This is a genomic window from Leptospira kobayashii, assembly GCF_003114835.2.
Lineage (GTDB): Bacteria > Spirochaetota > Leptospiria > Leptospirales > Leptospiraceae > Leptospira_A > Leptospira_A kobayashii.
On record NZ_AP025028.1, the window covers coordinates 3281690 to 3307159 of the forward strand.

General features: G+C 41.2%; 27 protein-coding genes. 11 read left to right on the forward strand and 16 right to left on the reverse strand.

Features of this window, described 5'->3' with window-relative positions:
- The 3 genes from DI077_RS14700 to DI077_RS14710 are packed head-to-tail and all read right to left on the reverse strand — an operon-like array spanning position 1 to position 3225.
- Positions 1-1626: a GldG family protein gene (locus DI077_RS14700; protein WP_109021091.1), complete on the reverse strand. Its 1626-nt coding sequence runs from the start codon at positions 1624-1626 to the stop codon at positions 1-3.
- The gene (locus tag DI077_RS14705; RefSeq protein WP_109021090.1) at positions 1623-2348 is read right to left on the reverse strand and encodes an ABC transporter permease; all 726 of its coding nucleotides are present in this window, start codon (positions 2346-2348) and stop codon (positions 1623-1625) included. Before DI077_RS14705 ends, DI077_RS14700 begins: the two co-directional genes overlap by 4 nt.
- A gap of 1 nt (position 2349) precedes the next feature.
- Complete coding sequence (locus DI077_RS14710) at positions 2350-3225, reverse strand: ABC transporter ATP-binding protein (RefSeq protein WP_167837181.1); 876 nt, start codon at positions 3223-3225, stop codon at positions 2350-2352.
- Positions 3226-3389: 164 nt separating this feature from the next.
- On the opposite strand from DI077_RS14710, the gene DI077_RS14715 reads away from it, so the two are divergent.
- From DI077_RS14715 to thiE, 7 genes are all read left to right on the forward strand, one after another.
- Complete coding sequence (locus DI077_RS14715) at positions 3390-6632, forward strand: SpiroCoCo family coiled-coil protein (RefSeq protein ID WP_109021088.1); 3243 nt, start codon at positions 3390-3392, stop codon at positions 6630-6632.
- Between the two features lie 17 nt (positions 6633-6649).
- On the forward strand, positions 6650-6853 hold the full coding sequence (locus DI077_RS14720) for a hypothetical protein (protein ID WP_109021087.1): 204 nt from the start codon (positions 6650-6652) through the stop codon (positions 6851-6853).
- A gap of 5 nt (positions 6854-6858) precedes the next feature.
- A complete protein-coding gene (gene map / locus DI077_RS14725; RefSeq protein WP_109021086.1) occupies positions 6859-7614 on the forward strand; it encodes a type I methionyl aminopeptidase in 756 nt (251 codons plus the stop codon).
- 85 nt (positions 7615-7699) lie between these two features.
- Complete coding sequence (locus tag DI077_RS14730) at positions 7700-7843, forward strand: hypothetical protein (protein ID WP_167837180.1); 144 nt, start codon at positions 7700-7702, stop codon at positions 7841-7843.
- Between the two features lie 127 nt (positions 7844-7970).
- Positions 7971-8366 (forward strand): response regulator, encoded by a 396-nt coding sequence (locus tag DI077_RS14735; protein ID WP_109021085.1) that lies wholly within the window; start codon positions 7971-7973, stop codon positions 8364-8366.
- 23 nt (positions 8367-8389) lie between these two features.
- A complete protein-coding gene (gene thiM / locus DI077_RS14740) occupies positions 8390-9190 on the forward strand; it encodes a hydroxyethylthiazole kinase (RefSeq protein ID WP_109021084.1) in 801 nt (266 codons plus the stop codon).
- A complete protein-coding gene (thiE, locus tag DI077_RS14745) occupies positions 9159-9815 on the forward strand; it encodes a thiamine phosphate synthase (protein ID WP_109021083.1) in 657 nt (218 codons plus the stop codon). Before thiM ends, thiE begins: the two co-directional genes overlap by 32 nt.
- On the opposite strand, the gene queG is transcribed toward thiE, so the two are convergent.
- Positions 9787-10761 carry a tRNA epoxyqueuosine(34) reductase QueG gene (queG, locus tag DI077_RS14750; protein WP_109021082.1) on the reverse strand — a complete coding sequence of 325 codons (975 nt, stop codon included), beginning with the start codon at positions 10759-10761 and terminating at the stop codon, positions 9787-9789. The genes thiE and queG overlap by 29 nt on opposite strands.
- 9 nt (positions 10762-10770) lie before the next feature.
- Here queG and DI077_RS14755 point away from each other — a divergent pair, with 9 nt between their 5' ends.
- Positions 10771-11148 carry an LIC_11502 family protein gene (locus DI077_RS14755; protein ID WP_109021081.1) on the forward strand — a complete coding sequence of 126 codons (378 nt, stop codon included), beginning with the start codon at positions 10771-10773 and terminating at the stop codon, positions 11146-11148.
- Between the two features lie 131 nt (positions 11149-11279).
- The gene (locus DI077_RS14760; RefSeq protein ID WP_135354916.1) at positions 11280-11684 is read left to right on the forward strand and encodes a hypothetical protein; all 405 of its coding nucleotides are present in this window, start codon (positions 11280-11282) and stop codon (positions 11682-11684) included.
- Positions 11685-11690: 6 nt separating this feature from the next.
- On the opposite strand, the gene DI077_RS14765 is transcribed toward DI077_RS14760, so the two are convergent.
- From DI077_RS14765 to DI077_RS14795, 7 genes are all read right to left on the reverse strand, one after another.
- Complete coding sequence (locus DI077_RS14765) at positions 11691-12086, reverse strand: acyl-CoA thioesterase (protein ID WP_109021079.1); 396 nt, start codon at positions 12084-12086, stop codon at positions 11691-11693.
- A 9-nt stretch (positions 12087-12095) separates the two neighbouring features.
- Positions 12096-12560, reverse strand: coding sequence for a DUF1499 domain-containing protein (locus tag DI077_RS14770; protein ID WP_242935223.1), 465 nt, complete (start codon positions 12558-12560; stop codon positions 12096-12098).
- Positions 12561-12909: 349 nt separating this feature from the next.
- Entirely contained in the window at positions 12910-13821 is a 912-nt protein-coding gene (locus tag DI077_RS14775; RefSeq protein WP_109021078.1) for a hypothetical protein, read from the reverse strand.
- A gap of 154 nt (positions 13822-13975) precedes the next feature.
- Entirely contained in the window at positions 13976-14998 is a 1023-nt protein-coding gene (locus DI077_RS14780) for a patatin-like phospholipase family protein (RefSeq protein ID WP_109021077.1), read from the reverse strand.
- 101 nt (positions 14999-15099) lie between these two features.
- Complete coding sequence (locus tag DI077_RS14785; protein WP_109021076.1) at positions 15100-15498, reverse strand: LIC_13241 domain-containing protein; 399 nt, start codon at positions 15496-15498, stop codon at positions 15100-15102.
- Entirely contained in the window at positions 15495-16499 is a 1005-nt protein-coding gene (locus DI077_RS14790) for an LIC_10091 family protein (RefSeq protein WP_135354915.1), read from the reverse strand. The genes DI077_RS14785 and DI077_RS14790 overlap by 4 nt, the downstream gene beginning before the upstream one ends.
- 7 nt (positions 16500-16506) lie before the next feature.
- Complete coding sequence (locus DI077_RS14795) at positions 16507-17448, reverse strand: formylglycine-generating enzyme family protein (RefSeq protein ID WP_109021224.1); 942 nt, start codon at positions 17446-17448, stop codon at positions 16507-16509.
- Here DI077_RS14795 and DI077_RS14800 point away from each other — a divergent pair.
- Positions 17345-18916 (forward strand): M14 family zinc carboxypeptidase, encoded by a 1572-nt coding sequence (locus DI077_RS14800; protein WP_242935224.1) that lies wholly within the window; start codon positions 17345-17347, stop codon positions 18914-18916. The two genes, DI077_RS14795 and DI077_RS14800, sit on opposite strands and share 104 nt — an antisense overlap.
- An 18-nt stretch (positions 18917-18934) precedes the next feature.
- On the opposite strand, the gene mazG is transcribed toward DI077_RS14800, so the two are convergent.
- Entirely contained in the window at positions 18935-19801 is an 867-nt protein-coding gene (gene mazG, locus DI077_RS14805) for a nucleoside triphosphate pyrophosphohydrolase (protein ID WP_242935225.1), read from the reverse strand.
- Positions 19802-19877: 76 nt separating this feature from the next.
- Here mazG and DI077_RS14810 point away from each other — a divergent pair, with 76 nt between their 5' ends.
- Complete coding sequence (locus DI077_RS14810) at positions 19878-20414, forward strand: DUF6580 family putative transport protein (RefSeq protein WP_109021221.1); 537 nt, start codon at positions 19878-19880, stop codon at positions 20412-20414.
- Between the two features lie 3 nt (positions 20415-20417).
- Here the strand turns inward: DI077_RS14810 and DI077_RS14815 are convergent, their stop codons facing one another.
- The 4 genes from DI077_RS14815 to DI077_RS14830 are packed head-to-tail and all read right to left on the reverse strand — an operon-like array spanning position 20418 to position 25374.
- Positions 20418-21371, reverse strand: a complete 954-nt coding sequence (locus DI077_RS14815) for an alpha-L-glutamate ligase-like protein (protein WP_109021072.1) — start codon at positions 21369-21371, stop codon at positions 20418-20420.
- Positions 21368-22963: a 7TM domain-containing protein gene (locus DI077_RS14820; protein ID WP_109021071.1), complete on the reverse strand. Its 1596-nt coding sequence runs from the start codon at positions 22961-22963 to the stop codon at positions 21368-21370. Before DI077_RS14820 ends, DI077_RS14815 begins: the two co-directional genes overlap by 4 nt.
- Before the next feature lie 2 nt (positions 22964-22965).
- The gene (locus DI077_RS14825; RefSeq protein WP_109021070.1) at positions 22966-23505 is read right to left on the reverse strand and encodes an ATP-dependent zinc protease family protein; all 540 of its coding nucleotides are present in this window, start codon (positions 23503-23505) and stop codon (positions 22966-22968) included.
- A gap of 60 nt (positions 23506-23565) precedes the next feature.
- Entirely contained in the window at positions 23566-25374 is a 1809-nt protein-coding gene (locus DI077_RS14830; protein WP_109021069.1) for a chloride channel protein, read from the reverse strand.
- Positions 25375-25470 lie beyond the last annotated feature (96 nt).

Sequence of the window (25470 nt, forward strand, 5' to 3'; positions counted from 1 at the left end):
TCACTCACGCGCTGATTGTCTTTTTTTGATTCGCCGCAACGCATATAAAAACAAAGCCATCGGTATAAAAAAAGTATTGAATGCCGAGTAAAGATTCCTTTCATAAACGGAAAAAGCACGAAGAGGTAAAATCGCCAGATTCTGCTTGCGTATGGAAGAATGATTTCTGTCCTCCAGAAAAAAATCGATGGCGTTTAACATAAAAGGTACGTTCGCGTCTCTTAGATAGATTCGAAATTCGGGGAGAGCCAAAATATCCGATACGAAATAAGGTGTTGAAAAGAGCATAATTTTTGTTAACTCCTTTTTCTTTTCCGAATTTTCTTTAAAGAAAGGATTTAATCTGCCTTCCAGAAGAACCGCAATAGGAGCTCTATTTTTTGCGGGAATCCCTTTCGAAGCGAGATTCGTTCCATTGACTGGAACCAAATTTGGAACAAGCGAAATCCTTTCCCCGGACCAAAGAAGAGTCTCGTATTTCATAGTTCTTTGTTTGGAAATATCCATGGAAAAAGAGGAAACCCAAGGAACCAGCAAAACATCCGTTAGATTGGATATTTCGTTTCCCAAATGTATATCTCCGTCATGTTTGGTAATCACTTGCCAAAACGGATAATAACCCGGAAGTCTTCCTCCTTTTTGTTCCGCCAAGTGAACAGGATGCTGAAAATCCAAAACCAAATCCGTTTCCAATTGAAACCCGTAATGGGAAAGAATATCCATCCAAAAGGAATTATTCGCATTCGGTATGGCTGGACTTGCTTTTTCGAAACTAAGTCCTTTTGCACCGCGAACCGGATTCAATCGAAACTCCATCGAACCCAAAAGAAAAATCGCTCTTCCTCCCCGAAGAAGGTATTCTTCCAAATTCCTTTTACCTTGTGTCGACCATTGAGGAGAACCGATGACAAGTATCAGTTTGACCTCATCGCCTATCTTTTGTTTATTTAAAGATATTTCTTTAGGATAACCGTATTCTTTAGCAAGTGCTTGGTGAAAGAAGACTCCCCATGTATCCTTGCCCGAACCTTCGCCCGGTTTGGGGTAATAAAAACAACCCGGATCGGAGATGACTGCGATTCTTTGTCCCAGTTTTCTTTCTTCGATGCGACGAATCGCACGGACGAATTGGGATTCTGCTTCTTCTACAAAGAAAAAATCGGGAACAACTTCGGATTCACCGTCATAATGAATGACAATCCCCATATAAGCTTCATAGAATAAAGGAGAACTCACTCCCGCCTTACGAATCTCATTCGGAATGAGTCCCGAATCTTTTACCTTTTGTTTGGCCTCCGGAGAACTATCGGGATCATAAAAGTTCAATTTGATTTGTGCGGAATTTCGTTTGGATAATTCCATCAAATATTCCTGAATCACATCCAAACGAACTTGGTACTCCGAAGGAAGGTCGGAAGAATAATAAGCATCTATCACCAACGGTTTGTTAATGGAACGCAAAATCGATTCGGTATATTTGGAGAAGCTCAATCTACTGGATGCGGAAATATCCGCCCGAATGACAAAACGATCCAATAGAACATTGGAGAGAACAAAAAACAAGATAACCTGAAAGACAAGAAATCTTCCCGATCTTTTCCATTTATGTAAAATCTGTAGTCTCATCTTTTCTTTTGCAAATGGATAACCGAGAGATAGAGAAAAGTAGCAGTCAACGATAGAAAGAAATAAAAAGATCTGGGATCGAAGATCCCCAACCGGAATGTTTCATAATGTTTGGAAATCGAAAAAATCCCGAGCCAACCGAAATATTCCGAACCTAAAAGATCGATGAGTTTTTGAATCCCGAGCAAATAGATGATCCCCAAAAAAACAAATCCGACAAGAAAGGAAGTGATCTGACTTTTTGCAAAAAGAGAAATATACAAAACCATGGAAGTAAATGTAAGTCCGAGTAAAATCATGCCCACATAACCGGAAAAAATGATCCCCCAGTCGGGATCTCCCAATACTGAGATGGTCAAAGGAATAAAGATCGTGCAAGCCAGTGCCGCAGCAAATGAAAAACATGTAGCCAAAAATTTTCCGATCACGATTTCCCATTCGGTAAGAGGAAGAGTAAATAGCAGCTCCCAGGTTCCCGTTTCTTTTTCATCCGACCAAATACGCATTCCGATGGAAGGAATGAATACCAGAAACAGAACGGGTGCAGACATAAAAAAGATTTCCATCTCGGAACTGTTTCGATCCCAAAAGGAAGCATTTTTAAATCCGTAGAAAAAAACAAAGCTTTCGATTAACAAAAATAAGATGATAAAAGTATATCCTATTGGTGTATTGAAATTCTGAAGAATTTCCTTTCGGAATAATGCTTTGATTTTTTGCATATCAGCCTTTTCCACTCGTGATGGAATCAAAGATGGTTTTCAGGGAATCTTCCGATCTTCTCATCTCCCGCACGGAAAGATTTGTGGTCGCCAAAATTCGAAATACTTCTTCGGGACTTTTTTCACCTAAAGATAGTTCGTATTTACCAAACCCGTCTTTCGGAGTTTGAATCGATGTTAAACCGGCAAACCCGTATTTTTGAAATAGGGAATCGATCACCTGATAATCCGCTTTCACTTCTATGTACAGCTTGTCTTTTTTCCGCAAAGTTTCAACCGAACTATCCGCAACGATTTTGCCGTTGGCAAGAATGATCACATGATCGCAAACTTCTTCCACCTCTTCCAAACTATGAGTGGAAATCAGAACCGTTTTTTGTTTGGACAAAGAACGGATCAAATTTCGGATTTGGGTCATTTGTTTCGGATCCAATCCGTAACTCGGTTCATCCAAAATCAGATAGTCGGGATCTCCGAGTAGTACCCCCGCAAGCGCTACCCTTTGCCTGTAACCTTTCGATAAATTTCCTATGATCGAATTACGAACATCACCTAATACAAGCTCTTCGACTACGGAATGAATCACCTTTGTGGATTTGTTCAAATCGAATCCACGAACCCGTGCCAAAAAATGCAAAAACTCAAGCACGGTTAAATCTTTATAAGAAGGTCCGTTTTCAGGAAGGTAACCGATTTTTTTCAGCAAACTCTTTCGGGAAGTGGAAAGATTCACCCCACCCATTCTCACCTCTCCGGAACTAGGATCCAAAAAACCACTCAAAAGCCTCATGGTTGTGGTCTTTCCGGCACCATTGGGGCCGAGGAGAGCGGTCAATCTGCCCGGAACCAGGGAAAAATTGAGGTCACTGACTGCCATTTTCCCCGGAAATTGTTTAAAAAGGCGAACTGCCTGCATAAATGTAAGAACTCTTACCTCACAGGAATTCCAAGTATAAAAAATGGCTTGCCGAAATTCTACTAGAAGGCAATTTTCTCCCCATACTTCATGAGACATAATTCCATGATTGGATCATTCCCACGATGGGCCTAGAAATCATTCTCCTCCCCTTTTTAGCGAGTATCGCAGTCACAATCGGACTACGCCGTCTTGACAAATCCAATGCAAAACTATCGCAACTCAAACGTTATGCGTCCAAATTAACGGACGAAATCCATAATTCGGCACTTCAAAAAATGCAAGTGGTTAAGGATGCAGGCATAGACCTGGACATCCTGGTAAAACAATCCCGCAAAGTTGCGGAAGAGATCCAGTCCTTAAGTTCCGAATCCCGCGACCTGTTCGAAAAAATCAAAGCAAGCAGAGAATATCTTTCCTCACTTTCGGGAGAGATGTCTCAAGTCAGCCAACTGGGAATGGAAGTTAGGCGGGAAACTTCCAATATGGAAGCCAGCCTGAATCAAATCCATTCTCATAAAAGAGAACTGCAACATGTAGCTGAAGATATGGATCGTTTGCATGAAGAAAGCAGCTCTCTACTTGATGCCTTTCAATCCAAATTGAATCTGCGCTCCGATGAAATTTTACAATCAGTTGCTCACAAGATGGTGGAATTGGAAGGATTACTTGAAGTCAAATCGGATTCGTTAGACGAGTCCATCCGCCATATCGCGGAGTCTGCAAAAGACAAATTGCTGAACCACGCAGATGTGATGGTACAGGAAACTACAGGTAGATTGGATCATGCCCGAAAGGAAATGGATTCTTTACTTGAGTCCATGAAAGACGCACAAAACGATATCGACTTAAAATTGACCAAGTTCGAAGATACTTCTTCCTTACTTTCGGATAAAGTGGACAAGTTTGACGAAAAGATCGAAGACAAATACATTCGCGTCTCACAAAAGTTAGATGAAAAAGTAAATTTGCTCGAAAAGAAGATCCAGGAAAGATTCGACGCAATTTTCGAACAAGTCAGCCATACGAAAGATTCCTTTATGAGGGGTCTAAGCCAGGAAACGGAAACGATCAAACGCGAGATAGAAGGTCTTTCTCTCGAAACACTTTCCAAACGGGACGAAATCATAAACGAAACCAGAAGGCAAGCGGACGGAATCAACCAAACCATCATTACCTTCCAGGAAAAATATGTGGAAGCGGAAAACAAACTGCTTCGCCAAGCCGACACCCGCAAACAAGAGTTAATTCGTGAAATCGAAGCATTCAGCGACGAATTCCATAGAATTTCGGAAGACCTGAAAGAAGAAGCTTCCACTTTGAAAAAGAGCGCCTTACAAGAATTAAAAGAATTTGATAAGGATCTGGAACTTGTCCGAGAAAATCAGGAAAATCTCATCAAAACCTCCCTCCTTTCTTTGAAGTCCGAATTGGAAGAAAAGATGAGAACCGACTTCGGAAACAAAGAGAGCGAAATCCTTTCTCAAATCCGAGGTATCGAAGACCAAGTGGGGGAATTGAACGAAACCATTTCTTCCCATACCAAAGACGTTGATATTTATGTAGAAGACTTGAAATCGGCTCTCAGAGAAACAGCTTCCGAAATCTTTGAGACGGTAGAGGAAAAAGCGAAATCTTCCGAAGAAATCGTCTCTGAAAAAATCAGAATCGCAAATGCCAACCTGGAACAATTCGTAGTGAAATGGGAAGATGAACTTTCCCGCCTCAAAGACGATCAAACCGATTCAATCGATACATTACAAGATCGTTTGAAAGAAATCCATGTGGAAGGTCGGGAACTACTCACCCGATTCCAGGAAGAATACAGCTCCATAAAATCAAAGTTAGACGAAACTGCCGAAAAAAAATCAGCAGAAATCATTTCCAAAATCGAAACGGAAACCAAATTCGCCCGCGAAGAAGTGGAGCGAATTCTCGGGAATCTGGAAGAATCAGGAGAATCCTTTTTCAGCAGACAAGAAGAAAAGATGGATAGACTCAATGAAACCATCGATTCGAAAATCTCCTATCAATTGGCAAAACTTTTAGACAAAGGAAATTTGCAATTGGGTCAGCTAGAAGAAAAAATCACGACTCATCTCAATACCGTTCGCAAAAACCTGGAAGAAAGCATCAAACGTTCCAAAGAAGATTCCAAAAGACAAATCGAAACCTATCAACGTGATTATGAAAAATCCTTCAAAGAGATTGCAAAAGACAGTCAGGACTTTTTAAAAGAAACCCGCATTCAATTTATCGACTTAAAAGAGGATATCGAAACAGGACTCAGTGATGCGAGGGACATCAAACGGGAAAGCCTTGCGGAATTCCAGGAAGAAATATCTTCTCTCGGTGAATCCATTTCCAATCTGACGGAACAACTGGAAACAGTAAAGGAACACACGGATCTTTTCCAATCGGCAAATGAAATTTCCAAACAAGCGGAAAAAGCCATGGAAGAAATCTCTTCCGCATTACAACAATTAGAAGACGAAAAACCGAACCTGGTTGCATACCAGAACTCAGTCGAAACTTTCAGAGAATTGCAAACTCAGATCGCGGAAGAATTGGAGAATTTGATCCAAAATCAAGACCGGACATCCGACATCGACAAACAAGTTCAGATTCTCGCCTCCAACCTAACATATGTAACAGAAAGATTGTCCTCCTTCGGTGATCTGTTGCCGGAAGTGGAAGGAATCGAATCCAAACTTTCGAAGATTGCGGAAGAACAATCCAAAATCGAAAACTTTTTGGAATCCCTTTCCGAATCCCAAGATTCCGTCTTACACCTTTCCTCCGGACTGGAAGCCCAAAAACACAATTCCCGCGAACTACAAGCCAGACTCGATGTCATGGAGAGGGAAATCGAAGTGGTCGAAGCAAGAGAGAAGGAACTTTCGGAAACCATCCGACTTGCGGAAAACAGAACTTCCTTCCTCGCGGAAAGAGAAGCTCAGATCGATTCCGTAGAGCGAAAATTCGACAAAATCGAAGAACTTATGGGAGATCTTTCCGATCGCCACAAACAAATCCTCACTCTCCAAAAACGATTGGAAGAATTACGAGAATCCTCTTCGGAAACCAAAGAAGATATGGAATCCTTACTGGGTGAAGCGGATGAAACTTTTGAAAAACTATCTCAGTTTTTGGACATAGTCCAGGGAGCGATGGTAGTTTCCCCAAGAGAAACGGTAAAAACCCAGAATTCCGGTTCCAAATCGGGGCAAAATTCTCTAATAGAGCGAAAAAAATCGACGATTTTAAGCCTCCACGACAACTACCAATGGACTCCTGAGGCAATTAGCGAAAAATTAAATATTGAAAAATCCCTTGTGGATACAATCCTCGGAGCTAGAAAGAAATAAAATCCTCCGAGGACACCATGTCAGAAGAACAAAATGAATCTACGTCGAAAGAAACCCTAATCGTCGCATCCAAAGTCAAAGCTTACATCAAATCCAAAGGATTTATGACAGCGGGAGACGCAATTGAAGGTTTAAATGAAGAAGTTTACCGTTTGATCGACAAAGCATTAGAAAGAACCGGTTCCAATAAACGTACAACTGCAAGGTCTACAGACTTCTAATTTTCGTGATTTACATTAAGAACAAGTCTGAAATAGAGAAAATGAGGTTGGCTGGCGCTTTTGCCGCCAAACTCCTTAACTACTTAGGTCAATTTGTAAAACCAGGGGTGAATACCCTGGAGTTGAACGATTTAGCCGAAGCTTTTACCAAAAAACACGGACACCGCTCCGCTCCTTTGGGTTACAAAGGTTTTCCTAAGTCGATTTGTTCTTCCATCAATCAGGTCGTCTGCCACGGAATTCCCAAAAAAGAGGAAGTCCTGAAGGAAGGCGACATCATCAATTTGGATGTTTCTCCCATCGTAGACGGATACATTGGAGATACTTCCCGCACTTTCCTTGTAGGAAATGTTGCTCCTGAGATAGCCAAGCTAGTAGAAGATACTGAAAAATCCATGTGGATCGGAATTGAGCAAATCAAACCGGGAAATCGGATCGACGATATCGGAAATGCGATCGATGATTACCTGACTCCTCTCGGTTATGGGATTGTACGCGATTTAATGGGGCATGGAGTGGGAAGGAACTTCCATGAAGAGCCGCAGGTACCACATTTTCGAATGCACCGCAAACTCGCCAAAATCGAACCGGGAATGATTTTCACTGTGGAACCGATGGTAAACCTAGGAACCTGGGAAGTCAATTTTGACAAACAAGACAAATGGACTGTCCGAACCAAAGACGGAAAATGGTCGGCTCAGTTTGAGCACACAGTTCTTGTAACTGACAAAGGTTACGAAATTCTTACCCAAGAATCGTAGATTTCTCAAAAACAAAATCTCTCCCCCTTAAAAAACGGCTGGAAAATTAGAAAAAACTAAGTCTAACTATCAATAGAGGCTTATTATGAAAAAGGTATTGCTCAGCATTTTACTCGTTGGATTTAGTTTCGCGTCTGTTTCCGCCATTTGCCCGGGAAAAGAAAAACGCAGCGAATCCTGTCCGGGAAAAGATAAGTACGTAGAATTCTGTCCAGGTGACGGAAAATAATTTTTTTCTTCGCGCTCTTCTTTTAAAGAATTCTTATCACTTCGATTCAGTTTCTTTGTTAGTTTCCTATAAATTTTTCTTGATTCCTTCCTATTATCAGATTTTCTATTTGGGGATTTAATAAGCCATGTCAAAAGCGATTTTATTTGTAGATGATGAACAAATTATATTAATGAGTTTAAAGTCTCAGTTGAAAAAACATTTCGGAAACGAATATAGATACGAAACTGCTCAAAATACGGAAGAAGCCTGGTCCATCATAGAGGAGTTAGTCGAGGAAGGAATTTATATACTTATTATTATTTCCGATTGGCTCATGCCGAACCAAAGAGGAGATGAGTTTCTCCGGGATGTACATAAAAAACATCCTGAGATCAAAAAGATCATTATCTCCGGACATATTGATGAAAATTCTTTGAATAAACTCAAAGGCGAGGTAAATTTACATAGTTTTTTAAACAAACCTTGGTCCGAGACGGATCTGATTAAAAAAGTGGAAGACGCTATAGCAAAAATTGCCTAAGTTTCCCTCTAGAAGCTTAGAAAATGTCAAACCTCACTCAACAAATAATAGAAGATCTCTCACTCATTCGGAAAAGTTCTCCTCTCGTTCACAATATCACAAACTATGTAGTCATGAACAATACAGCTAACGCCTTGTTAGCCGTAGGCGCCTCCCCTATTATGGCACACTCCATTGATGAAGTGGAAGATATGGTAACTATCTCCGGCGTTTTGGTAATCAACATGGGAACCTTATCCGAACCTTGGGTCCAGTCCATGGAAAAAGCAATTGCAAAGGCAAGCACTCTGTCAAAACCGATCGTATTCGATCCGGTGGGGGCAGGAGCAAGCGCTTACCGCAATACAGCGATTCGGCGAATACTGGATGCAGGTTCCCCGAGCATTATTAGAGGAAATGCTTCTGAAATTTTGGCAACATTATCCTCTTCGGGAAAAACGAAAGGGGTAGAATCAACCGATTCCTCCGAATCGGCAATCGGTTCCGCGCAATCGCTGAGCCGGGTCACCAAAGGAGTCGTAGTTATTTCCGGTGCGACAGATTATATCGTAAAAGATACCGATATCCGAAAAACCCTGAATGGAGATCCCATTATGACAAAGGTAACCGGGATGGGTTGCACTGCGACGGCGATTTGCGGCGCATTTGCGGCCGTTCAAAAAGACTACCAAAGAGCTGCCTTTTCCGCGATGGCTGTCATGGGGATTGCCGGAGAAATGGCAAAAGTAAAATCTTCAGGCCCAGGCAGTTTCCAACTTCATTTTTTGGATGCTCTCTACGAAATCTCAGAAGATGAAATCAGAAAGTATTTCAAAGAAACTTAAAAACCCTGATATAAGCGGTCCGTATTTGGTTACGGATCGCGGTCTTTGTTTGTTTCACACTCTCGAAGCCATTGTCGCCAAATCGGTGCAAGGTGGAGTTAAGTTGATTCAATTGAGAGAAAAGGATTCCGGTACAAAAGATTTTGTAGATCTTGCATTTAAAATCAAAGCCATCTTAAAAGATACCGGCATTCCTCTTCTTATCAATGATCGCATTGATGTAGCTCTGGCCGTAGGGGCCGAAGGAGTTCATATCGGTCAGTCGGATATGCCTCCTGTTTACGCACGAAAAATCATGGGAGATTCGGCTATCATAGGTTTATCGATAGAATCCATGGAGGATTTCGATCATATCCCTAAGGAAGCAAAGATAGATTATCTGGGTGTTTCTCCTGTATTTGCAACCACTACCAAAAAAGATACAAAACCGCCTTGGGGAGTAGAAGGATTGAAATTGTTGCGAGCCAAAACCGATCTTCCTTTGGTTGCCATCGGAGGCATAGGAGAAGCTAACGCAAAACAAGTGATAGATGCCGGTGCAGACAGTCTTGCCGTCGTTTCCTTTCTTTGTTCGGCGGAATTTCCCGAAAAACGGGCTAAATTTCTTGCCGATTTGTTTCTTTAGAACCTAGAACTGATTTTAGATTTCGATTCCAAACGAGAGAGCCGATTCTTTTTATAGCGGATCCTTTGAACTTGGATTGAAACTCTTCGTCCGAATAAATTTTTTCTCCCGACAAATCCTCTTCTTTCCAAAAGGAATAAGGCAAAAATTCATTCACTGAAGTTTTCACGGAATTTCTACGGGCTTTGGTTTTGTTCCAAGGGCAAACTTCCTGGCAGATATCGCAACCATAGATCCAATCGCTGAGTTTCGTTTCCTCATTCAAGATAGTATTTCTATCTTCGATTGTGTGATGGGAAATGCATTTGTTTGCATTGATTTTGTAAGGTTCAAATAGCGCTCCCGTGGGGCAAGCATCCAAACAAGCACGGCAAGATCCGCAACGGTCGAATTCTTCCTGAAGAGGGACATCCCATTCACAATCGGTAAGTATGGTCGAAATAAAAAAATAAGAACCCAAATCTTCATTTATGATATTCGTATTTTTTCCCATCCATCCTATCCCCGCCAAACGTGCGAAAACTTTTTCGGGTACGGGCAAACTGTCCACAGATTGGCGGAAGAAATGACTCGGATATAAGGATTTCAATTCCTTTAAAATAGGGTTTGCTTTCTTACGGAGAACGGAATGATAGTCATCACCTAGCGCATAACGAGATACTTTTTTGGATTGGGCTTGGATCGTTTCTTCCGCGGCGGGTGAATTATAAACGACGGCAAGAACCAGAACCGACTTTGGCAAAAAACCCAAGTGCTTCAAATCCAATCTGATTTCCTGACTCACTTCTTTCGTATACCAATTCATTTTTCCGAAAAAACCATGTTCCACCCAGGAGAGCAGATTGTTTCTATCCTTTTCCGGAATTTCCGCCTTACAAAACCCGACCAAATCGAATCCCTGGGCCAGGCAAAATTGTTTTATTTTTTCAAGCTCGGATGAAATCATAGTAAAGTGATGGCAACGGATCCTTTTTTAAGTATCAAAGACAATTTTCCCTCTGTCAATCCTTCTCCTTCGCAAACGAAAGCCATCGAATGTTTTAAAATCATAGAAAAAGACATTGTGTATTCGGATATGAACAATTTGCTTTTAGTCAACGGAGTCAAATCCGCGATTTTTCAATCCATACTGACTTTATTTGCCAGGGGCATAAACCCACTTGCAAAGGAAATTATAGGAGAATACAAGGATCTAACAAATGATATTCTAAGTGCCTACCAATCCATTCAACCCGATTCTCAGTCCGATTGGATCGAGGAATGCATCGCCTTCGGAGACAAAAAGGCCTTTCATTGGGAATGGAAACATTACGGCTCAAAAGAATTATTTTAAAATACCATCTAACCACTGCATATTTATATTTTCCTATAACGGCAAAAAGGCGAACATTTGGAACATTTTTCGCAGACAAACATAAATTAAGCTTTTCATACATCTGTCGATTTCAGAAAGTCTCCTCCAAAATGAAGAACAATCACTCTAACGTAAGTTATAATCAAAATATTTTGTATGTAATTTTTGGGGATTATAGTAGAAAGCAGACTTATTTCCTACTTTCCCAACGGGAAATAACAGCCGTTCAGTCTAAAGTGGTCGGATATGGAAGTCTCGAAACCTATCTGGAATACCTGACCCGTTCTTATTCCGGAACAATTTACAACTGTTTTCATAAAACCAAGGAAGAAATGAATCCGAGTATCGGGAAAAAAGACCGCCCGATTCGTTTCCATTGCAAGATTTACTCAAAAACATTGAGGGAATTGGAAAACCTTGCAAATCATACGAATGCATCCCAAACGGATGTATTTAGAATCCTTATGGGGATGGACGAAAGAGGATGGAAACCTCCTTTACAGATAGCAGCCTAACAAATATTAATTTTTTTCCTTTTCCAGTATCTGCCGAAAAGATTCAGGTATGGAAAGTTTCTTTCCCAAACGGTAGTCGAAATAGACTTGGACCGTCTTAGCCTTCACATAAATATGATTCGTTTTTTCCTGAAATATTTCATAATCAAAATCCCAGGAAGTGTTTCCAATACGGGAAACCCAAATTCTCACGGCAATCTCATCTCCGGGCAAAACGGAACGGATCAAATCCATTTCCACCCTTGCCAAAACAAAAGGAATGTCTTCCAATTGGTTGATTTTGAGATACTGATTGCAAAAATCAAGACGGGCAAGCTCAAGATAAGTCGAATAACTTGCGTTATTGACTCTTCTCATCGGGTCCATATCGTTGAAACGTAATTGAATTTTAGTAGTGATCAAAGTGCTAAATTATAATGCCTCGGCCGGCACCGGTTCCTCTTTGGAATTGAGATAACTTCGAATTCCACTGATCCTTATCCTATTGGCAAATATATCCCATAAACCGAAAATAGATTGCGATCTCACCTGGATTTCTTTCTTATCCTGTTCAAAATAAAATTCAACCTTATCCGGAAAACGAAAAACTTTTGTAAAAAACACAAGACGGATGTATTCGTTTTCTTTTTTCTCAGCCACATATACGTTTTCCATTCCATCAAAACGTTCCATCAAATAAGAATACGCCTTTTCCTTCGGCATAAGATAAACAATCGGATCTATCTTATGGATGTAATTGTATTTAAAACTTTGACTGGACACACAGTTCGGAGTGGGGGGACAACCGTGTAAGGAGTTCTCATCCACACCTGTTCCAGGTCCCAAAAAACTTCCGCAACAAATCAGAAATACCCCTACAACATGTTCTATGCCCATATACTATCAGACGGCTCCAATATGTGATTTCGGCTTCTAAATATTTCCCTATTTTCAAAAATAGCCATAAACTTTCTCTCTGCTTCCGAGGAGCCGATCAGGATCATTTCTCCGAATTCAGGTATCGGTTCTTTAATGGAAGGAAGTGATTTGATCACACCTTTTCCAGCGGATAATGCAATGACTGTGCAAACGGAACCTACTACCGAACCGGATGATTTTCTTTTAAAAAGATCGGACTCTTAGAATGAAATAGATCCTGGTCAGGATGAAATCGAAAGGTAGTATTCAAAAAGCCCATCTGGGGATGGGCTTTTTGTTTTATGAAGGAGTTTAATCTAAAATCAATCTATTCCACGATAATTTCGACTTCCCGATTCCCCCAGAAGTCGCTGTAAAGAATATTTACCGACTTACCGTTGATAGTTGCTTTGAATCCCTTTCCTTGGGGATTGATCATCAGATACGTGCTCTTTGTTCTGTAAAATTTATAAGTGGAAGTATTGATCTCACTGGAAAAGAAAGATGTTGATTCGAATTTTCTAGTCACTTCCATTTGCGTTTTCTTATTTTGCAAAACCAAATCGGTGCCAAGAGTAATGCTATCATCTTTCCCATCGAATCGGAAAACGGTATCCCAGAAAAGTCCGGGGCTAACAAAATCGTTTCCTCTTCTTTGAATCGTAAACTTGGAAAGTCCGCCTAAAATTCCTTTCGGATCGTATGTTACCGAATCTTTATCATAAGTAATCACTGTATCGGAAGATAGAATTCCACCTTTGATCGTAACGGAATTGGGAGTTACGGTATATTCCGTTTTACCGCCAAGTATACCACCTGTATCAAGAGTCAGATGTTGACCGTCCTTCGTAAGAGTCACATCATTGGACATAAAGCCCGAAGCTTTTTGAGTTACTTTGAACTTATCTTTGTTTCTTAAACCTAGTACATCAATTAAACTCAAGATTAGATTTTGATTTGCATCCAGAAAAAGTCCGTTTCCCAGCTCGATTCCGGCCGGTTGATCTTCCACTCTTTCTCTTCTTTGTGTAACGGTCCCGTTCGCATTATGAGTCGTTACGGTCCTGTACTGTCGGATGATATCAACTCTCAAAGTATTGAATACGTCTACACCGGGCTTCGGATTGAACGCTGTAAAAGGGATTTTAGGATCATTGCCAAGATCGGATTCTTTGAAGGTAACCGACGAACATTGAGCAAATCCTAACAAGGATACGACTATTAGTAAATTTTTAAACATTTGTTATCTCTTGGATTTTTGTGTATTTTTCCGTTTGCCTGATCAAACAGAATAACACATGTTTTGTGTGGGTATGTTTCTTAGCAAGATTTTTCTGTGGTCGAATCCATCCCGGTATAATAAATATTCCAGGATGCCTATATTACGGATTTGCTTATTTTTTCTTGGAGACGCCGGACTTTTTGGGTTTGGTCTTCTTTTTTACCGCTTTTTTCAAAGTCAGGCTTTTTTTGGAAGTTAACGTTTTAACAGGTTTAGTAGTTCCTTTCAATTTCTTTCGATTCACGGCAAATAAGTTTAATAAAAACTGAGACGCCTCTTCCCCTTTCTTTACTCCAAGCTCGACTGTTTCTCTCAGTTTATTTCGAACGGTAGTCACAAGTCCGACAGGAAGAGAATCGTCCGGTGCAATCGTATGAATCTGAACCCCCTTAGGCGGCTCCAAAGCAATCCTACGAGCGTCATTAAAATGATGATGATGCCATTCCCTCATCATCTTACTCAACTTCCAATTCCATGGAAAAGCAAGAAGTCCTGTGATAAATCCGAGAGGTTCGGAAATCCTCGCGATCGGAGAATTCATCACTATAGTGATACTTTTATATCCCGCTTCAATCAAATCCTGTAAGGGCAAAGGGTTGAGTATCGCAGCGTCCGAATAAATAGTTCCATCTAACTTATGTTTTCCTCTGGTTGCGATAGGAAGAGATGTAGCCGCTTTCAAAAGGTCGAATACATTTGTAGCGGTAGCACGAACATAGTCTACCGTATGGGAATGAAGATTGCTCACTGCAATTCTGAATTCAGGCAATCCCTCTTTTTCCAAATTTTCCGATTCCAAACGAACCTTATTTCTAAATATATAATCAATCAGATATTCCTGGTCTAAAAACGTTTTTCCCTGAAAAGGGTGAAAAACGGAGATGAGTTGTCTCCCTGAAAGTTCGCTGTACCAAACGGACAATGCTTTTTCACTTTTAACCGGTTCCGGTTTCGGCATGGTAACATAATAAGCCGCAGAACAAGCTCCCGATGAAACGCCAACAACCAAATCAAAGTTAGTTGCATTTAATAAACCGTTCATACCGTGCAATACTCCGCCGGCGAATGCACCTTTCATTCCGCCACCTTCAACAAGTAGGGCGCGCTTTGCCCCTTTAGCAATGGGAAGTTTCAAATTGTATTTTCCTTTCTATCAAGTCTGAGTCTAAAACTTCCCATCCGGTTGCAAAAAGAAAAATCGTAACCTATCTTCTCTTTCGAAAAAAAAATAGAAAACTAAGACTGGGATTCCAGATAAAGTTTCACTTTGTCCAGAATCAGGGTTTTTCCGGATTCCGAAAACAAATCGATCGGATTTCCTTCAGGGTCTTCCCAGAGGAATTCGGCGGCTTCGTACTTACCAAGGCTTACGTAAAAAATAGGAGGGGGATTGCGGGAGTACCTGGGGTGTTCCGCGAGCCGCAATGTCACCGAACCCATTTCGGAAACAACCCACTCGAAAACGGAACCTAAAATCTCCACTTTCCATTTCAAAGGAAAAACAAACTCCGACTGTCCGATATTTGCATCGTCCTTGTTCTTCGGAGGATAATTTTCCAAAAGAAATTTTACCACCTGTTTTGAATGAAAGGAAAGGTTTTCAAAATCGGAAACGTCTATTTTGAGTTTTTTCAAAGTGAATCTTGCCCAGGTCCTTTTCCCACATAAGTAAAGCCCAGTTTAGGATCAATTTCTCCGGACTCTTCCATAATATTCAATGAGCGGAAAGGAGCCTTAACAAACGTTAACCATTCCTGGAAACTATGACCGCTTTGAACACAATAATGAAACCCTAGTTTGGTGGAGATATCCGAACCGGGGGCCCAAGGAAATACGTTCTTTTTGACCGAAAGAGTTCGGACCACGACGGACTCATCTTTCATGGGAAGATTCAAAATCGAATTTTTGAATTGGTCGGGATAATAAAAATACTCTTCCGCATTACTGAAATAAATGATTCCCAAACGGAGATTGTTTTTACGCAGATTTTCTCCGATGCTTTGCAGAGTAACAGTACCAAGCAAATTGCCTCTGACAGGGAAAATTTTTCCCTCTTTGGCAAGACGATGAACATGTGCGTATTGATCATCATCGGTTTGGAACATTTTGTAATGGTACAATTCCGATAACATAAGATTTGTTTTATGACGTTTACGGACAAAACGAATGATTTTTTTATAAACTTTCGTATAAGATTCCGGGTTGGGGAGTTTTTCCCGGATGAGCTTCATCGCATCCTCTTCCCCCGCTTTGGAATAATAATATAAAAACTTTTCCTTGGTAGGAGACTCCTGGAGAAAAAAAACCATCATCTCGTTGGCAGTCACAACCACCGAAGTAAAATCCATAAGATAAATAAACTCGGACTTGGCCCAGGCAGCTATGGTAAGATTTTGTTCCGATCCTACTCCGATATACACATTACCGATGTTTTTTACATAAGGAATGAGAATATCCAATCTATCTTCGTTGGAGACAGTCGTGTTCCCCACATCCCAACGGGTAGGCACAAGTGTTTCCTGTCGAATTTCTCTCAGATAAGAATAATTTTTTCCGAATGTCGCATTACAAGAAGCAAACGATACGAGAAAAACGAAAAAAAACAAACGCTTTAGAATCTTAAAATTGAAGCTCATATACACCTTAGAATGTTTTTGCACAACGAAATCCGAAATGATGGTATTCCGGAAAATTCTCCGGAACATGCGCTCTTCTGTAAGATCCCCGCGCCATTTCACCGGGCCACCACCAGGATCCCCCGCGAACTATTTTCATGTTCGATCCGGAACAAACCTCTTCTCCGTTACACGGTCCTTTGGGATCTTTCCCGAAACAATCTTTTCCGCATTTATCATAACTAACGGAATACCAATCGGAAACCCATTCCCAGGAATTCCCCGCCATATCATACAATCCGTACGCTCCGGGAGGGCGCGATCCTACATCCAGGGTAGGCATAAGCTGGGGTTTCTCTGTTTTTGTTGTTGCACATCCTTTTTTAGTGTCAACCTCAATCACTGCTTTCTCACAACTGGCAGGTTCATTTCCCCATGGATAAAGATTTCCGTTTGTTCCCCTTGCCGCCTTTTCCCATTCCGATTCCGTAGGCAATCGTTTACCCGCCCAACTGCAAAACTCTTTCGCGGTATACCAACTAACACCTAAAACGGGTTGTCTTTTACCCAAGTAAGGAGCTCCGTATCTCGGACCGATGTAATCACATTTCCCTTCGGTAAGACAGTCGGAACAATATCCTGCATTCAAACAGGCTTCAAAATCCTCATTTGTGACCTCGTAAGAATCGATATAAAAATCGCTGATGTATATGACCGACTCCGGTTTTTCATTCGCTGAAAATACATTGCTACCGCGCACGAATTCTCCTCCGGGGATGCACTGCATGCCGGTGAGTGCTTTGCCGTCACAAGGGAGTTGTCTCCTAACCTCTGTTTTACAATCAGTAAAAAGAAAGCTTGCCTGTATGAATAAAAAAATCTTTAGTGAATCGGAAAATAAAAAAGATAACAAACGAATGAAACTTATCTTTAAAAACGGAAAATCCTCTTTAATATGCAATGCCTTCATCTTATCGTTGTTTTTTTGCTTTCAATGCGGAAGTTTTTCAAGAAAAACGATCCCTCAAATTCCTTTAGGTGACGGATCGCATTGGGTTCTCGCTTCTTTTCCTGAATCAAAATTAACCGAGTTCCGGAATTTAACAAACAATAAAATACAAATCCGATATCGGGAAAAAGGACTAAGTTATGTTTTAATCCCGAAAAAAGATTGGGACTTATCCTATAAGAACATAGAATGGATACGATCTGAGAAACAGAATTTGGGTTTCAAATATTTTGCGGGAAATTACCAAAACCAAACAAACAAAGAGTTATTTCAACTAACAGATACCAAACTAGGATACAAAGACAACAACCTCAACGAATACTATTTGCATTCCATTGCAAAACGATACCCCCATCTCGCAGAACTTCACTCCATAGGCAGATCCAAAGAAAACAGATCCATATTGGCTTTATCTCTTTCCAACAATCGAACCACAAACACGGGAAAAATTCCGATTCTATTTCATTGTTCCATACATGCAAACGAAGTGATTGCAACGGAACATTGTTACGATATCATATATTCGATTTTAAATTCGGAAACATCGGTAAAAAAATATCTGGATGTCTTTCGGATTTGGGTCATTCCCATACTCAATCCGGATGGTTCGGAAATTTTTTGGCAATCCTCGCATTTGACGGGAAGAAAAAACCCCGATGTGGATTTGAATCGGAACTTTCCCTTTCAATGGGGAAAGTCCGGCGGAAAGTATTCTTCCAAAAACAGGGAGAGTCCTTATTATATCGGAATGGCCGAAGGTTCGGAGCTTGAAACGAAAGCGCTGATCGCACTTGCCAACAAACAAAGATTTGCCGCCTCCATTAGTTACCATGCGTATGCAAATAGTTTATTAATTCCCTACTCTATCGAATCTCTTATCAATCCGGAACCGGACATTGCTTCCTCCATCGGAAAAAATATGACGGCCGGGATTCGAAGTTTTCATCCTGAAAAGGAATTCGTCGCCAAAAAGAATCTATACCCTGTTGACGGGGTTGATCAGGATTATCTTTTTTTTCAACATGGAACGCTTGCTTATGTAATGGAGTCTTCCCATTTGAACCCGGAATATCATCTAACAAGGACTATAATGGATTCGTTTCGCCCGGTATGGACCGGTCTTTTGGATCAGCTCTTGGATCGCAAAAAAATCATTTTAAAAATTTCGGATGAAAAAGATTCTCCTACAGAAGCGGAAATATCTTCGGATTCAATCCAGTTTTTTCAGGGAGAAAAAAGAAAAAGTCATCCTGAGACGGGGATCTTCTTCCAAATCTGGGATGAAAACATAATACCGAATATACGAATCGAAAAAAAAGGTTATGATACGATCGTATTTCCGGCAAACCCGAAACAGACTTTCCAGCCCGAAACGATTCGTTTGGAAAAATCAAAAGACCTGGTAGAAGCAACAAATTCGGAAAAATAAAAAAATTTGCCCGAAGGCTCATACTATTTTTTGTTTCAAAATTTCCTTGCTCCTATTCCAAAGCAGATCCAATTCTTCCAAAGATTTTCCCTTCATCATTTCTTTCTTTTGAGAAAGCAAATCCTCCATCAGTCGGAATCTTTTTTCGAATTTTTCATTTGCTTTGCGTAGTGTGGTCTCAGGGTCTAAAGAAAGTTTTCTGGAAAGATTCACCAAAAGAAAAAACAAATCTCCCACTTCTTCCTCAATATTTTCCGAATAAGGTATTTTTTTCAAACCGGAATCGGCATTTTGCCCGATAGCTTCTTGCAACTCCCCTATCTCTTCTTTAAACTTTTCAAAAACACCGGAAACATTTTCCCAATCAAACCCTTGTTTTGCGACCTTGGATTGGATTTTTTCCGATCTCTGAATGGAAGGTAGGGAAAGAGGGATTCCGTCCAATACGGAAACTTCCGCTTCGGCCCCGGTTCGTTTTGCCTTATCCGCCTTTTCCTTTTTTTTAATTTCATCCCATTGCCCGAGAACCCCTTCACTGTCCTTGATATTTCCTACGGATTCATATACATGAGGATGTCTTCGAACCAATTTCTCCACAATTTCCGATACCACCTCATCCCAGTTAAATGCCCCCCTTTCGGATGCCAATTGGCAATGAAAAACAACCTGAAAGAGCAAGTCCCCCAACTCTTCCCGAAGATGCACGTCATCCTTTCTTTCGATCGTATCCACCACTTCGTAGGATTCTTCCAAAAGACAGGGAATGACGGAACTGTGATTTTGTTCTTTGTCCCAGGGACATCCGTTTTCGCTGCGGAGATCCGCCGCCAATTGGAGTAGATTTTGGATGGGAGAGGGAGAAGAAGGAGGTAACATGCTTTCCATTTTACAAACACAGATCCCAGGCAAAGTGAAATTTTCTCTTGCCCTTGCCAGGTGCGAGCCAAACGATTGCAGTAATATGTTTCAGTCCCGATTATTTGTAGCCTCTTTGATGGTAATGGCCGCAGTCGCAAGTCGTATTTTGCCGCACCCTCCTAATTTCACGCCACTTCTTGCAGTTTCACTTTTCTCCGGAGCCTTCCTTTCGGACAAACGTTTGGCCTATGGAGTTCCTCTATTGGCTATGTTGATCAGCGATTTATACTTCGGTTTTCATTCCCTGATGCCAGTGATTTATCTTTGTATGGCACTTGGTGTATATTCCGGATTCCGACTCCTACCGGATAGACCTGCGCTGAAAACGGCAGGTTACACAATTGCAGGATCTGTTCTTTTTTTCCTTGTTACCAATTTTGCGGTTTGGCTCACTTCCGGGATGTATCCTTTGAATGAACAAGGTCTGGTAGCTTGTTTTGCGCTTGCGATTCCTTTTTTCCAAAATTCAATCGCGGGAGATTTGGTGTATACGGGAGCTCTTTTCGGGGGGATGTACCTCTTGGAAAGAATGAATGTGGTACCTACAACAAACTCCGCCCCAATCAAAGCAAAAATCTAACTCTCAAAGACCCTGCCGGGCGGCCTCCACTCGTTTTTGTGGACTGTTCGGCGACACTCTCTCCCTTCCATCTACCCAACGAAGAGCACCGAGTAAACCCTTCTGGTTTGCGATTTGAATTCCAAGACCCGGCCTCGCATTCATTTCCAAAAGGAGTGGACCTCTTTTTTCATCCAAAACAATATCCACACCCAAATAATTGAGTCCCGACATTTCAAAACAAGAAGATGCAAGGACTAAAATCTCCTCCCAATGAGGAATGATTTTTCCTTCCAAATGAAAACCCGTATCGGGATGAGAAGGAATGATTTTGTCCTTATGAACAATCTTTGTCATCTCTCCTTCTTTTATCTTCAAGCCAACCCCGATGGCTCCCTGGTGAAGATTGGCACGCCCGCCGGATTCTTTCGTAGGCAAACGAACCATCGCCATCACAGGATACCCGCGGTAAACGATCACACGAATGTCGGGAATCCCCTGGTAACTGATATCCGTAAAAAAGGAATGAGCGTCCAATTTTTCCTGAAAAATCGCCCGATCCGAATTTCCATCTAACGAATATAATCCGGAAAGAATTCCCGAGATATGATGCAGAAGATCTTTATAAGATAGAATTTTCCCGCCGACCTTATGATAGGAAGGAGTTCCGGTTTCATTCCAGATCGTTTTTTCGATGACTAAAATCCCATTCCCCATACCACCGTTAGCCGGTTTAACGACAAAGGAAGACTGATCCTTAAGAAGGAAAGGAACATCTTTCACCCTACCGAATTCTTCAATCATGGAATAATGATGAGGCATAAAAACCCCATTTTTGGAAGCAAGTTCCGCAGTAAGCCATTTATCATCCACAAGAGGATAATTTTCTCTGGGATTCAAAGGAAGAATGAATTCACCGATCCTTCTATTGATCCCGAGTATTCCCGTTTCTTTGAATTTCCTAAGTATAGAAATCATTGTAGTTTGGAAAAAATCTCTCTGAATCGGAAAAGTTCCGTCAACCTGTACCCCTTATACTGACCAAGTAACAACTGTATGGCGATTATAACCAAAAGCAATTCGGGGTGTGTAAAAAACAAAACCTGCAAGGAAGAAAACAAAAACAAAGTATAGGTGACGAGTGCGATAAAGAAAGTACCGGCGAGTGTTACCAGGGTATTTTTCACACCTTCTTCAATCAGCATGATGGAAAATCTCTCTATAAAAATCGTAGTGATTACAATAGGAAACAAAGTGATCGTCAAATTATTAAATAATGAAAAACTTTCATTCCAGATGGAAAATAAAATCAAACTCAAAACGGTAATCGTAAGTAAAATGGAAAGCCTGGGCACCGCCAATAGATAAAATTTATCCAAAGCGTATCTTTCAAAAAATCCTATCATTATCATGGAAAGAAAGAAAACAATCCCAAACCATAGATTCGTTTCCCAAAAAAACATGGAAAGTAGTATCGGTGTAAAAATCCCGAAAGTAGGGATTCCTATTAAATTTCTGGCAATACCCAAAACGATCGCTCCGATAGGAAGTAAAATCACCACACGAAATAAATTCTGCAAAGGCAACGGAAGCGTATAAAGTGAATAGTATTTCAGAAAGGAATTTGTTTCTCTTACTTCTTCACTGTATTCCTTATAATTATAACGGTTTACACTCGCTTGTGTAATGTATGCCGAATAACGAAGAGTTGACGGCTCAAAACCAAGGTCTCTTTTTTCTTCCACTCGTTTCCAAAGAGGAAGCAGATTCTCGGCCTTGTTTCCGAAAATTTCTTTGGAAGTGGAAACATGATACCATCGTCCGTTCAAACTGATTTCATTCCAAAACGTAAACCGAACCTTGTTGTCTTTGGATTTTTCGGAAACCTTTTGCAAATCAAAACCGGCAACGGTCCTTACCGGAATTTCCCTGAGTCTACACAATAAGGAAAACATCAGCGACTTGGAATAGGCATTTCCTTGCCTGACGAGCAAGGTATCCACCAGTTTCATTTCCTTGGAAGTATTCAAAACTTCCTCGGAAACAAAATAAAATATCTGTTTGGCGGCGTTCAATTTGTCCTTATCGTAAGGATGGATGGATGCGAGGATTTTTTTTCCTTCCGCGAGTTCCGTAGGCTGATAGAATTTCAAAGAGATATAATCGATTTGTTTTTCGGAAACCTTTTTCGAAGTGTCGGAATCGGGATCATCATGGGAATAAGGAGAGACCTGAACCTTGGCCGAATAACCGATCGGATGACCTACATCCCAGTCCTCTCCTTCCCAATATCCCATATTTCCGAATTTCGTTTTGATCAAACTGAAATTCATATCCCGATCCTGTGTTTCCCATTTATGAACCTTCACCTGACCGAAGTTTTTCGGTATAGGAAAGTTCGCTTCGGAAAAGGCGATGTTTTCTTTGGGATACAAAAACACCTGCAAATTCCAAGTGTCTTCAATCGGCATGGGGAGAAGGGAAAGATTTGCGATCTTTAATTTGTAAAATAAACTAAATATCGGGATCAGCACCAATATGGAAAAAAAAATCAATGTTTTCCGATCCACAACTAATCACCTAATGCATGTGACAAGGAAACATCTACCAGATACTTGCCCATAAGAAAGTTGCGACCGATTAAAAAAGGATAGGTCAAGTTGGTTCTGTCGTTTAAAGTAAGATTTACTTCTTCCGTGATCTTGCCCAATTTCAGAACCTCGCGGACTACGATTCTGGTTTCGGATTGGCCGTTTGTGCTCACCACTTTGGTCTCACTGGAATACTTGCTTCTCACCCGGGTAATTTTGCCATCAGGAAGAAACGTATCGAAATAGATGTATGTCTCTCCGTTTTCAACTTTCTTTTCTATATTCACTGCATGGATAGAACAGGTTTTGGCACCGGTATCGATCCTGGCCCGGATTCTTAATTTCAAATTGGGAATCTCAACCCATTCTACACGGCCGATGATAGGTTTCAAATACTGCGGAGGGATAACGATCGGTTTGGTGTGAGGGTCCGGTTTTTTCTCTTTGACGTTGCCTCTGAGGCAGCCGAAAAAAACCGAAAAAGGTATAATCCATATTAGGAGCAGTAGTCTATGTCTCATCGCCTATATATGCAAGTTATGATAGGATTCTCCCCTGATCCACTGCTTTTTTAGATTGATTTAGTTCTTACGGGAGTTCATCCGAATCTCCGCCTGGTAGGCATGGAAAAAATCGATATAGCGCAAGTAACCCAGACATTTTTTGAATTCGTTTTCAACAGCTACTTTATCGACATCGTATTGTAATAGAATACGAAGCCCTTCCCCCAAACTATCCGAAGGAGAGACACTCGGAACGGACTCCACGATATCCTCACACATAATTAAGTTTTGTAAAGATTCCTCGTACTCGGGCAAAATCCGATTTTTTCGAAGAGATACGATTCCCTTATAAGTTTCGTTTTGATCTACTATGACGAAATCACTTGCCTGGATTCCAGGGGCCCTGGTTTGAAGCTCTGTTAGGGGAAGGCTATTTGAGATAACTGCGTATTTTCTAAATTCTGAAAAATGTTGGGAAATTTTAATCCGGTCCATGATATCTTGGTTCATATCCCAGTGGTGGGACGGAGATAGAAAACGATTTGTCACCTGGTTGCGATAGATGGACATCTTGCTGGAAAGAATGGCAGCAAGCACCGATACGATCATCAGAGGGGGCAACAATTCGTAACTTCCTATCATATCGCAGACCATCACCATACCTGCAATAGGTGCCCGCGACACGCCTGCAAAAAAAGAACCCATGCCCACTAACATAAACGGAAAAACCTGGATATTCCAATCGGGAAATAACATTTGAGACAAACTTCCCACAAAGGCACCTAACATTCCTCCGATGAAAAAAGAAGGACCCAGCAGTCCTCCCGAACTTCCCGAACCGACGGTAAAGGAAGTGGATACGACTTTGAATAACGCAATCGAAAGTAAAAACAAAGGGCCGTAAAATCCGAATCGAAAAGACCGGATATCCTCTCCATCCACCATCTTTTGCAAAAGACCGAATCCCGAACCGAGCACTTCCGGAAAAAACAAAGCAATCGCTCCGACCACCAAACCGCCGATTGCCGGCTTATAATAATTGGGGATATTTAAACCGGTAAAAAAGTCCTGTATAAAATGGTAAAAACGGACAAAAAGATACCCTACTGCAAAACAAAGAAATCCCATAAACACATAAATGGGGATATGCCTGTAGTCATTAAGTGAGTATTTCTGGACTTCAAAAATGGAGCCTCTTCCCGCCAGAGAAGAATACGTCAAATAAGCGGTCACGGAAGAAAGAATACAAGGGACGAGAGAATCACTTTCGATATCTTCTTTATAAACCATCTCAACGGCGGTCATGGCACCACCTAACGGTGCGCGAAAAATCGCACCAAGCCCTCCTGCAGTCCCAGCTAACATTAAAGTTCTACGAGCTCTCGCCCCTACTCCTAAAATATTTCCCAGAGTGGATCCGAACCCCGCACCAATCTGCGCGGTTGGACCTTCCTTTCCTCCGGAACCGCCGCTCCCCAAAGTAAGGATGGTGACAATTGCTTTGTAAAAAGGAACCTTCCAGTGAATCTTTCCCTCGTTATAATGAAAGGAATGAATGAGTGAATCCGTTCCTCCGCCGGCTGCTTCCGGACAAAAATAATAAGTAATGATTCCCGCAAGCAAACCGCCGATAGCAGGCAGAAAGAATAACCAAAGATTGTTGAGAGGATAATTTCCATGTTCGAAAGAAAAAAAACGATCCCCTGCAGGAACTCCCGGATCAAATCCGATCAAGGTTCCGAAACTCACACTTTCTACGAATGCTAAAATAAAATTAAAACCGTAGGCACCAAAGCCTGACAACAGTCCGATCAGGAGCGAGTAGACATAAATGGATTTGGGCCCTTGGATGGAAAAAAGGGAACGGATATTGATTCCAAAAACCATAAAACCATGGTTCCCAAAATCTATTTTTTTTACCAAGGAAAAACAATTTTTACTTTAGGAATGCTCTTGACCGATGATTTCGAAGGAGGAAGAATG